This is a genomic window from Streptomyces sp. NPDC102441, assembly GCF_044765585.1.
Classification (GTDB): domain Bacteria; phylum Actinomycetota; class Actinomycetes; order Streptomycetales; family Streptomycetaceae; genus Streptomyces.
Genome location: NZ_JBIWKH010000001.1, coordinates 626,410 through 637,699, shown reverse-complemented (window position 1 = coordinate 637,699; position 11,290 = coordinate 626,410). Strand labels below are relative to the sequence as shown.

The following is an 11,290-nucleotide window of genomic DNA, read 5'->3' as shown; positions in this document are numbered from 1 at the left end:
GCGCTGCGCGGCCCCCCCCGACCCGGCTTCCCCCGCGCCCCACCCTAACCCCACCCCCCCGCCACTTGTTCCCCGCCCCCCCCCCCGCCCCCCCGGGGGGGGGGGCCCCCCCCCCCCCCCCCCCCCCACCACCTATGTATCCGCATACGGTCGTCCCGCTGCGAGTCGCCGATCAACGGCGGCCGCCCACAAGGGAGATCGGGGGTGTGCTCGTGCGGATCGGACTCCTCACGGACGGTGGTTATCCGTATGCGACCGGTGAGTCCAGACTCTGGTGCGACCGTCTCGTCCGCGGTCTTCCCCAGCACGAGTTCGACCTCTTCGCGCTCAGCCGCTCCGCCGACCAGGAACAACAGGGCTGGGTCCGACTGCCCGACCGGGTCGGACGGGTCCGGACGGCGCCGATGTGGACGCACGAGGAGGACGCCAGGCACACCGGCCGTCCCAGGGGTCTGACGGGCAGACTCGCCACCGGCCTGGGGCGCTCCTACGGACGGCGTGACCGGCGGCGCTTCACGGCGCACCTGACGGCGCTCGTCGGCGCGGTCTGCGCCGGCACGGAGACCGGGCCGGAATCCGACGGGGAGGGCGGCCCCTTCACGGACGGCCTCTACGGCCTCGCCGAACTGGCCAGGGAGCGCGGTGGGCTGCACCACGCCCTGCGCTCCGAGACGGCCGTACGCATCGTGGAGGCCGCCTGCCGCGCTCCGGGAACCGGGCGGACCGTCCACAGCGCCACCGTCCCCGACTACCTCGCCTTCGCGGCCGGGCTGGAGCGCACCCTGCGCCCCCTCTCGCTCGACTGGTACGACGACGACAGCCTCGGCGCCGTCGACCTCTGCCATGCGGCGTCCGGCGGCGCGGCGGCTCTGCCGGGGCTGCTGGCCAAGCGCTTCTTCGGCGTCCCGCTGCTGGTGACGGAGCACGGCGTGCCGCTGCGGGCCCACTACCTCGCGGCGCCCGAAGCCCCGCTCGGTGCGCCGGTGCGCGCCCTGCTGGCCAACTTCCACGGGCTGCTCGCCTCCGAGGTCTACCGGCAGGCCGCGCTCATCACCCCCGGCAACACCCATGTCCGCCGCTGGCAGGAGCGGTTCGGCGCCGACCGGAGCAAGCTGCGCACGGTCTACCCGGGCATGGAGGCTGAGCGGTTCGGGGCCGTGGGGGAGGGCGACGACGACGGCGGTCCCGGCACGCTGGTGTGGATCGGGCGGATCGAACCCGCCAAGGACCTGATCGCGCTCCTCCACGCCTTCGCCGAGGTCCGCAGGGCCGAGCCGGACGCCCGGCTGAGGATCTTCGGGGCGCCGGTCCAGGGAGGCGAGGGGGACACCTACCTCGCCCACTGCAGGGCACTGGCCGCCCAGCTCTTCCCCGACGAGGCCACGGACGCGCACGCCGTCGGCGACAACCCGGTCACCTTCGAGGAGATCGGCGGCCCCGAGGTTCCCGACCTCGCGGAGGCCTATGCCGCAGGCGGAGTCGTCGTGCTCTCCAGCGTCGTCGAGGGCTTCCCCATCAGCCTCGTCGAGGCGATGTTCTGCGGCCGGGCCACCGTCTCGACGGATGTGGGCGCCGTGGTCGAAGTCGTCGGTGGCACGGGGCTGGTGGTGCCCCCGCGCAATCCGAGGGCGCTCGCCGACGCCTGCGTCGCGCTGCTGCGTGACCCGGAGCGCCGTGCGCGCCTGGGCGCGGCGGCGCGCGCCAGGGCACTCGAACTCTTCACCGTCGAGCAGAACCTCGCGGCATTTCGCGGCATTTACCTGGACCTGGTGGGCCACGCCCCTGCCCGTTGGGGGACGCCGTCGGATCCTCAGGATCCGGCCGGCCCGCCACGCCCCTTCGCGACACCCCCGGAGGCCCATGTGCTGGGCGCTCTGCCACCCGGACGGATCGCCGCGGCGCTGCCCGCGGGGGTCGCCGCCGGTGGCTCCCGGGTGCCGAGCTGGGCGGTCGGTGCGGAGGGCGTGTGCGCGGGCGCTCGCGGTGCGGGGGACGGAGATGCGTGACGACATGAGCGGCCGCGAACACGGAGGAGTCCCGATGGGCAGTCCGAACGACGCCCCGGTCCAGGACGCCGGCGGAGAGCCGGCGGACGAGGGGCGGGGTGCGGTCCGTTCCGCCGTCCGGGCGCCGGAGATCTCCTACCACCCCGCCCGCAGGACCGTGGTCCGGCGCGGTCCCGCGGACCCCGTGAAGGCGCTCATGCACCGGCACCGGGATCTCTGCGAGCGCGCCGTCGACCCTCTGGAGATCGCCGCCGGTCTGGAGGCGCACGGGCTCACCGACCGGACCGCCGCGCGCTACCGGCACCGCGATGTCTTCTCGCTCGCGGAGGAGCTCTACGCACGCGCCCCCGGGGCGGGCAGGCCGGCCTCCCGCGCCCCCGGCCCCAAGCCCGGCCCCGGCAAGGAGGCACGGGCCGGATGGACGCTCTCCGCCCTGCTGCCCGGCGCCGCCTGCCTCGCGACCGCCGGTGCCCTCAGGGTGACCGAGGGGGTGCTCGGCGGCGAAGCCCGGTTCGCGGTGACCGCCGTCGGGGCGCTGCTGGTCCTCCTCGGGGTCAGGCTCTGTCTGCGCGGCGGCCCACTGCGCGCCCCGGACGGCGTCGGCGGCGTCACCCTGTACGTCTGCTGGCTCCTCGGCTACGCCGTGTACGGCGACGACCTGCTCGCCCAGGTCATCAGCGGCGGCCCCGACGGACACTGGACCGCCGCACCCGCGCCCTTGCTCGGGCTCACTCTCGCCCTGGCCCCCGCCGCCTGGTGCGCCCACCTGTTCGCCGTGCGCGCGCGCCACCGGCTCGCCGGGTCCCACGGGCTCTCGGACTTCGGCGCCGGCGCACGCCCCCTGCTCTTCGGTGTCGTCGCGCTCTTCCTGTGTGCGCTCACCGCGCTGCTGCTCCTCTCCGGCCTCGGCCGGCCGGGTGCGGGCAGCGACCTCGCGGGCCCTGCCGCCCTCGGCACCCTGCTCTTCCTGGCCCGGCTGCTGGCGGTCCACGGCTTCCCGGAGCCCGCCGCCACCGGGCTCGCCGCCGCCTGTGCCGTCGAAGTGGCGGCCCCCTTCCTGGTCCTCGCCGGGCGGCTGCCCGGCCTGGGTCTCCTCGCCCGGCCCGTCGACGCGGTCGTCGTCGCGGCCGGACCCGGCGGCGTACCCGTCCTCGCCTGCGGCATCGCCGCGTTCGGGCTGCTGGTCCACGCCTCGGTCACCCTCACCCGGGCATCCGCCCACGCCACGGCCTGACGCCGGGCCCGTCCCACCCCCGCGGAGCCGACGCCGCGGGCCTCCCGTACCGCACACACCTTCCTCAAGGAGACACCGGACATGACCCCCCAATCCCCCGCACCGGCAGCACGCCGTCGGCACCGAGGGGGCGCGCGATGAGGGTTCTGCTGCTCGGAGCGAACGGATTCCTCGGGCGCTTCGTCGCCGACCGTCTGCTCGCCGATCCCGCCGTGCACCTCACGGCACTCGGCCGCGGTGACGACGCCGACGTGCGCTTCGACCTCGCGGGCGGCAGCCCAGGAGCACTCACCCGCTTCCTGGACGCCGTCCACCCCGGGGTCGTCGTCAACTGCGCGGGTGCCACCCGCGGCGGTGCACGGGACCTGACCCGTCACAACACCGTCGCCGTGGCCACCGTCTGCGAGGCCATGCGCCGCAGCAGCTGCAGCGCACGGCTCGTCCAGGTCGGCTGTGCCTCCGAATACGGACCCTCGCAGCCCGGCTCGTCCACCGCCGAGGACGCCGTGCCCCGTCCGGGAGGCCCGTACGGTGTCAGCAAGCTCGCCGCCACCGAGCTGGTCCTCGGCTCCGGTCTCGACGCGGTCGTCCTGCGGGTCTTCTCGCCGGTGGGCCCCGGCACCCCGGCCGGCTCCCCGCTCGGGCGGCTCGCGGAGACCATGCGCCGCGCCATGCAGACCGGTGACCCCGAGCTCAAGCTCAGCGGCCTCGGGGTCCAGCGCGACTTCGTCGACGTACGCGACGTGGCGCGTGCCGTGCACGCAGCCTCGCTCTCCGCCGCCCAGGGCGTCGTCAACATCGGCACCGGGCGGGCCGTACGGCTGCGCGACGCGGCGGCGGTCCTCGCCAGGGTCGCCGGCTACGGGGGCGCGCTCCATGAGCTCGACACGCCCCCCGGCCGGCTCCCCATCGGTGCTCCCCGCCCCTCCGCGGAATCGGTCGTGGAGCACCTCGCGACGACCCCGTCCCCCTACCCCGACGGCTGCGGCGCCTGGCAGCAGGCCGATGTGCGCACCGCCCGGGACCGGCTCGGCTGGCGTCCCCGCATCAATCTGGAGGAGTCCCTCGCGGACATCTGGATGGAGGCGGCGTGCCGTATCTGACCAGCACCGGCTCCACGCTGCGGACCGGCGGAGCGGAACATCTCGGCGTCGGAGTGCCCGGGTACGCGCACCCGCTGCTCGCGCCCGTCGAATGGGCCGGACTCAGCAGGCCGGGCACACCGCTGCACTGGGCCGTCCTCAACATCGACAACGGGCCGGGCGCCCGGCCCGACCCGCACTGTCTGGAGGCGGCGGGCCGACTGCGCAACGCCCGCGAGAGGGCGCTGCACGGGGAAGCGCCCGAGGACACAGTGCGGGCCTCGGGGGGCAGGCTGCTGGGCTATCTCGATCTCGCCTTCGGCAGCCGCTCCTTCGGCGAGCTGGTCACCGACGCCCGGTCCTACCTCGACTGGTACCGCGTCGGCGGCTTCTATCTGGACCGCTGCCCGGACGGACGCGACGCGCTCCAGTCGGTCCGCCGGCTGACGAGTACCCTCTCCGCCCTCATGGCCGACTGCGACAGCGCGGAGGAGAAGGGCGGGCGGCTGGTCCTGGGTCACGACACCCATCCGCACCCCGGGTACGCCGAGGCCGCCGACCAGCTGGTCACCTTCAAGGGGGCGTGGGCCGACTACCGCTGGTCCCAGGTGGCCGAGTGGACCGCCGCGTACAAACCGGGCCGCTTCGCGCACTTCGTCCACGGGGTCCCGCGCACCCACCTGGAGGAGGCCATGCGCATCGCCCGCTGGCAGGGCGCGGGCACGATCTTCTTCACGGACCGGGACGGCGCGAAGGGGCAAACCGACCCATTTGCTGCACTGCCCAGCTACTGGGACGAATTCGTCTCGCGGATCGGACCCGGTATCTCGGAATGAGGGGCGGCGTGGCAGTGTTACGGGAGAACAACCGTACGTAGATGAAGTACGTAGAAACCGACCACCTGCATTGTTGAGGTTCCTGTGTCGCTGCCACCCTTGGTCGAGCCAGCTGCTGAGCTCACCGTCGACGAGGTCCGCAGGTACTCCCGCCACCTGATCATCCCGGATGTCGGGATGGACGGACAGAAGCGGCTGAAGAACGCGAAGGTGCTCTGTGTCGGCGCCGGCGGCCTCGGCTCGCCGGCTCTGATGTACATGGCCGCGGCCGGTGTCGGCACGCTCGGCATCGTCGAGTTCGACGAGGTCGACGAGTCGAACCTGCAGCGTCAGATCATCCACAGCCAGGCCGACATCGGCAAGTCCAAGGCCCAGTCGGCCAAGGAGACCGTGCAGGGGATCAACCCCCTGGTGAACGTGGTCCTTCACGAGGAGCGGCTCGAAGCCGACAACGTGATGGACATCTTCGCTCAGTACGACCTGATCGTGGACGGCACCGACAACTTCGCCACCCGCTATCTCGTCAACGACGCCGCGGTCCTGCTGAACAAGCCGTACGTCTGGGGCTCGATCTACCGCTTCGACGGCCAGGCGTCCGTCTTCTGGTCCGAGCACGGCCCCTGCTACCGCTGCCTCTACCCGGAGCCGCCGCCCCCCGGCATGGTTCCCTCCTGCGCCGAGGGCGGTGTCCTGGGCGTGCTCTGCGCGTCCATCGGCTCCATCCAGGTCAACGAGGCCATCAAGCTGCTCGCCGGTATCGGTGACCCGCTGGTCGGCCGTCTGATGATCTACGACGCGCTGGAGATGCAGTACCGCCAGGTCAAGGTCCGCAAGGACCCCGACTGCGCGATCTGCGGCGAGAACCCCACCGTCACCGAGCTCATCGACTACGAGGCCTTCTGCGGCGTCGTGTCCGAGGAGGCCCAGGAGGCGGCGGCCGGTTCCACGATCACTCCCAAGCAGCTCAAGGAGTGGATCGACGGCGACGAGAAGATCGAGATCATCGACGTCCGCGAGCCGAACGAGTACGAGATCGTCTCGATCCCGGGCTCCCGGCTGGTCCCGAAGAACGAGTTCCTGATGGGCAACGCCCTCCAGGACCTTCCGCAGGACAAGCGCATCGTCCTGAACTGCAAGACGGGCGTCCGCAGTGCGGAGGTCCTCGCGGTGCTCAAGTCGGCGGGCTTCGCCGACGCGGTGCACGTCGGCGGCGGTGTCATCGGCTGGGTCCACCAGATCGAGCCCGAGAAGCCGGTCTACTAGGCCCGCGGCAGTACATAGCGAAGGGGTCGGCTCCACACCGGAGCCGGCCCCTTCGCTTGCCGTGGCCTCAGGAGCAGGTGCGACCGTCCGCGGGGACCTTCCCTTCCAGGAAGCAGGCGTCGACGAGCGAGGTCACGCAGCCGCTCTCGCCGTAGTCGCCGTGCCACTCACCCCGCCGCGCCCCTGCGGGCCCGTCCACATGGGCGCATGCGCGCTCCCTCCCCGTGCCCGAAGGCCGCACGGAGAGGCGGCCCGGGTGTCACCGATGTCCGTCCGACGAGTGGTCACTCGCAGACCGTTCCCGACTTCGGGACCTTCCCTTCGAGCAGATAGCCGTCCACGGCCTTCTGCACGCAGGTGCTGCCGCCGTTGTACGCCCCGTGGCCCTCGCCCTTGTACGTGAGCTCGATCCCGACTCCCTTGCCGAGCTCGGCGGCCATCGCCTTCGCCCCGGCGTACGGCGTCGCCGGGTCCCCGGTGTTGCCGATGACCAGGATCGGGGCCGAACCGGGGGCGCTGACATCCGGGGCGTCCCATGCGCCCGCGACGGGCCAGCCGGTGCAGGCCATCAGGCCCCAGCCGAGGTAGTCGCCGAAAACGGGGGAGGCCTCGCGGAATTCGGGGAGTGCCTTCCTGGTCTGCTCCAGGGTGAACCGCTGCTTGGAGTCCGCGCAGTTGATGGCGGCGTTGGCGGCGTTCGAGTTGTCGTAGTGCCCGTCCTCGGAGCGGCCGTTCAGCGAGTCGGCGAGCGCGAGCAGCAGTCCGCCGTTGTTGCCGTCCGCCTCGTCGAGGCCCTGTTCGAGCAACGGCCAGGTCTCCTTGGAGTACAGGGCCGACGCGACGCCGGTGGTGGCCTGGGTCTCGGTCAGCTTCCGCTCGCCGAGCCCCGGGGCGGGCTTCTTCTCCAGCTTGGCCAGGAGGGCGGCGATCCAGTCCTGGACCTCCTTGGAGGTGGCCCCCGGGAGCTTGCAGTCGTCGCGTTCGGCGCAGTCGGCGGTGAAGTTGTCCAGGGCGAGCTGGAATCCCTCCGCCTGGCCGAGCGAGGACTGCAGGGAGTCCTCCGTCGGGTCGACGACCGCGTCCAGGACGGCCCGGCCGACCCTCTTGGGATACAGGTGGGCATAGACGCCGCCCAGTTCGGTGCCGTACGAGATCCCGAAGTAGTACAGCTTGTCGTCACCGAGCACCTGGCGCAGCAGATCCATGTCCCGGGCCGCGTTGGTCGTGCCGACGTAGGGCAGTTCGTCCCCGGAGTTCTCCTCGCAGTCAGCGATGTAGGACTTCTGGTCCTCGGCGAACGCCTTCTCCTCCTCGGCGTCGTCCGGGGTCCCGTCCTGCTCGTAACGTCTGTCCAGGGTGCTGTCGTCCGAGCACTCGACGCCCTCGCTGCGGCCGACCCCGCGCGGGTCGAAGCTCACCAGGTCGTAGCGGGTGCGGAGCGCGTCGTACGCGGTGCCGAACGACGGCAGCGTGGCGACGCCGGAGCCGCCCGGCCCGCCGAAGTTGAAGACCAGCGAACCGATCCGCCGGTCCTTGTTCCGGGCGGCGGCGCGGATGAGCGCCAGTTCGATGGTCCGCCCCTCCGGGTCCGCGTAGTCGAGGGGTACGTCCATGAAGGAGCACTCCCAGGAGGCCCCGCCCGGCAGCGGCGAGGGGGACGTGCCGCTGCCCTGGGCCTCGTTGGGGGCCGGGCACCGTTGCCAGTCGAGCTTCTGGGAGGACAGCTTCTCCGCCGTCGCCGTGGGGGAGGCCGTCGAGGCCGCCGATGGCCTCGCCGTCTCCGTACCCCCGTCGTCGCCGTCGTCCGAACAGGCGGCCAGTGGCAGCAGCATGCCGGTGGTGGCGACGAGGGCGGCGGCACGCAGAGCGGGGGAGGTCCTCATGAACCCATCGTGCGGCGGGGCGCGTGGGATCGCGCGGGGCGCGGTCCATGCGAGTGGCGCGCCCCCGTGCGTATGGACTGTGCGGATACGGCCTAGAGCTCGCCCTTGCGGGTCAGCTGGTTGAAGCAGATCCAGCCGGGAAGGACCGGCAGCCACAGCGTCATCACGCGGTACAGGAGCACGGCCGGCGCCGCGACCTCCTTCGGCAGGCCCACCGCGATCAGACCCAGGGTCAGCGCACCCTCGACCGCGCCCATACCGCCCGGGGTGGGCGCCGCGGATCCGATGGCGTTGCCCGCGAGGAAGACGACCGCGATGCTCGCGTAGCTGAGCTGGGGGACGTCAGGACCGCTGAACGCGCGGATCGACGCGTCGAGGCACAGCACGAACAGCCCGGTCAGCAGCAGCATGCCGCCGATGCCGGTGACCAGCTTCTGCGGGCGCTGCACCACATCGAGCATGCGGGGCACGACGCCGGCGAACAGTGACCGCACCCGGGTGACGACGAACTTCCGCAGGAACGGGATCGCGGTCACCACCAGCACGAGCACGGCGACCGTGAGCAGACCCGCGATGACCGTCCTCGACGGGGTGAGCGAGTCCGGGGTCTTCTCCGTGCCGGTCAGATACCCGAACAGGGCGAGCAGCAGGATGTGGCAGCCGAGACCGAACAGCTGGGACGCGCCCACGCTCGCGACGGCGAGCCCCGGGCGCACTCCGGCGCGTTGCAGGAAGCGCGTGTTCAGCGCCACCCCGCCGACCGCCGCCGGTGCCACGATCTTCACGAAGGAGCCGGCCACCTGCGCCAGCACGGTCTTCCCGAAGGCCACCCGCTCCGGCACGAAGCCGAGCAGGCTCATGGCGGCGGCGACGTAGCTCAGGGCGGAGAAGCCCAGCGCCGCCGCCACCCAGCCCCACTCCGCCTCGTCCACGACCGTGCCGAAGTCGGCCTCGGTGACCTGTGAGATCAGGAAGTAGGCGGCGATCGAACCCGCGATGAAGCTGAAGAGGGTGCGCGGCTTGATGCGCTCCAGCCGGACCGGCTCGACCGGTGCCTGCGGCCTGATCAGCAGCACCTGGCGGCGGATCTGGGCCAGCATGTCCTCCTCGCGGGCCTCTTCCAGGGCATCGTCTATCGCCCGCTTCTCGGCCTGCTTCTCCGTGCGCAGCGACTTGCGGACGGTCTTGCGGTCGCCGGCCTCCGAGCCCTGCTCCTCCGCCTTGGTCTGCTTCGCCGCCTGCGACGCCTCCAGCACCGCCTCACGCTCGCGCTGCGAACGCTCCCGGGCGATCCTGCGCAGCGTCGCCCGGGTGGACCGGCTCAGGGCGATGGGCTGCAACAGCGGCAGGCAGTCGGCGACGGCGTCCGGTCCGAGCACGGCGAGTGCCGCGGCGACGGCCCGTTCGGCGCCGACACGCAGACCTGTGGTGGTGAGCAGCTGGGCGACGTCCATACGCAGGATCAGGTCGCCCGCGGCGATCTCGCCGCCCCGCAGATCGGTGACGAACACCGTGCCGGAAAGATCCACCAGGATGGCGTCCCCGGTGAGCCTGCGGTGCGCGATCCGCCGCGACTGGAGCGCCTTCACCTGCTGCCAGGCGCTCTGCACGAGATCGTCGGTGATCTCCTCGTCCTCCATCGCGTCCAGCGAGCGCCCCCCGATGTGCTCGTACACGAGCATCACGGCGTCGGGCCCGAGTTCGGACGTGGCGATCAGCTTGGGTGCGTTGGCCCCGGCGGCGATCGCCGCGTACGCGAGGAGGGCCTCCTGCTCCAGGGCCTGACGCAGCGACTGGATGGAGCGCCGCTGGGTGATGCTGCGCAGGGTGAGCCTGCGCCACACCCGGTAGAAGAAGCCCTGGGCCTGCTGTTCACGGTCGACGACCGTCACGTCCAGCGGTGGCCCGTCCTCCAGGGTCACCAGATAGCGGCGGCCCCGGTCGATCTGGTCGATGTTCTCGGGAGCGTCCTCGGTGCGCATCGCCGCGACCGGACGGAAGCCGACATGGCGCAGACCGGCCATCAGGTGCTGACCGGTCGGGCGGACGTTCGGAGAGCCGACCGCGTACAGCGTGCCGTAGGCGACGGTCCAGCCGATCAGCACGGTGAGGACGATCGAGAACGGGGTGGTGTAGCCGCCGACCAGCATCGCGAAGGCGTCCAGGAGCAGCACCACCCACAGGACGACCCGCCAGCGCGGTCTGCGGGCCATCCCGACCGCCGTCATATAGGCGATGACGGGCGCGAGGTATCCGTGCACGGGATCGGTGAGCGCGTCCCCCGGCTGGGGCTGGGTCAGCGCCTCCCGGATGGTCCCGGGGGCCGACCGGGCGACCCAGAGGTCGGTGGCGAGGGTCACCCCGTGCGCCAGCACGGCGGCGAGCACCCCGTCCGCGATCCTCAGCCCGTCGCGTTTCACCAGACGCTCGATCGCGAAGGCGACCGGCACGAGGAGCACCGCGATGCTGGACACCAGGCCCGCGAGCTTGATCAGCAGATCGGGGGCCTGGTCGGTGCCCTTGGAGATGTCGTCCTCGAGGCCGGTGGTGGTCCCCTGGGCGAACGCGGCGACGGAGAACAACAGGACGATCGCGAGGACCCCGACGAGGAGCCGCAGCAGATCGGAGGGGCGATGGACCCGGGCGGGCAGCAGGGGCTCGTCACCCGACACCCGGTCGGTCAGGCTCGTCCCGGCCGACGCGAGCGTCGAGCCCGAGAGATGCTCCCCGGACGACCCGGGCATCTCCTCGGCGTCGGAGGCACCAGAGGCGTCAGGCGTGTCCGGGCGCGGCTCGGCGTCAGAGGCGTCCGCCGCCTTCGGTGGCTGCACGCCCTGCTCCTTAGCCTCTGACGAATCTTCGTGTTCTCGTATCACCGGTCACCGCCCGCATGATGGTGGCACGGCCTGCAGACAGAGGGGGGCATCAGGGTGCATTGCGCGGGCGCGATGCGCAACATACGCTGCTCCGCCCGCCCGTGCACGGT

General features: G+C 72.2%; 7 protein-coding genes. 5 read left to right on the top strand and 2 right to left on the bottom strand.

Going from position 1 to position 11,290, the window contains the following annotated elements; all coding sequences use genetic code 11:
• Nucleotides 1-212: 212 nt before the first annotated feature.
• The 5 genes from ACIREO_RS02940 to moeZ all read left to right on the top strand — a co-directional run bounded on the left by ACIREO_RS02940 (nucleotide 213) and on the right by moeZ (nucleotide 6,421).
• Entirely contained in the window at nucleotides 213-2,006 is a 1,794-nt protein-coding gene (locus tag ACIREO_RS02940) for a DUF3492 domain-containing protein (RefSeq protein ID WP_404104481.1), read from the top strand.
• Nucleotides 2,007-2,040: 34 nt separating this feature from the next.
• The gene (locus ACIREO_RS02935) at nucleotides 2,041-3,240 is read left to right on the top strand and encodes a hypothetical protein (protein WP_404104111.1); all 1,200 of its coding nucleotides are present in this window, start codon (nucleotides 2,041-2,043) and stop codon (nucleotides 3,238-3,240) included.
• A 137-nt stretch (nucleotides 3,241-3,377) separates the two neighbouring features.
• Entirely contained in the window at nucleotides 3,378-4,343 is a 966-nt protein-coding gene (locus tag ACIREO_RS02930) for an NAD-dependent epimerase/dehydratase family protein (protein ID WP_404104108.1), read from the top strand.
• A complete protein-coding gene (locus ACIREO_RS02925) occupies nucleotides 4,331-5,158 on the top strand; it encodes a spherulation-specific family 4 protein (protein ID WP_404104105.1) in 828 nt (275 codons plus the stop codon). The genes ACIREO_RS02930 and ACIREO_RS02925 overlap by 13 nt, the downstream gene beginning before the upstream one ends.
• A gap of 84 nt (nucleotides 5,159-5,242) precedes the next feature.
• Nucleotides 5,243-6,421 carry an adenylyltransferase/sulfurtransferase MoeZ gene (moeZ, locus tag ACIREO_RS02920; protein ID WP_404104103.1) on the top strand — a complete coding sequence of 393 codons (1,179 nt, stop codon included), beginning with the start codon at nucleotides 5,243-5,245 and terminating at the stop codon, nucleotides 6,419-6,421.
• Between the two features lie 284 nt (nucleotides 6,422-6,705).
• Here the strand turns inward: moeZ and ACIREO_RS02915 are convergent, their stop codons facing one another.
• Nucleotides 6,706-8,304: an alpha/beta hydrolase gene (locus ACIREO_RS02915; protein WP_404104100.1), complete on the bottom strand. Its 1,599-nt coding sequence runs from the start codon at nucleotides 8,302-8,304 to the stop codon at nucleotides 6,706-6,708.
• Between the two features lie 92 nt (nucleotides 8,305-8,396).
• On the bottom strand, nucleotides 8,397-11,135 hold the full coding sequence (locus tag ACIREO_RS02910; RefSeq protein ID WP_404104097.1) for a lysylphosphatidylglycerol synthase domain-containing protein: 2,739 nt from the start codon (nucleotides 11,133-11,135) through the stop codon (nucleotides 8,397-8,399).
• Between the last annotated feature and the right edge of the window lie 155 nt (nucleotides 11,136-11,290).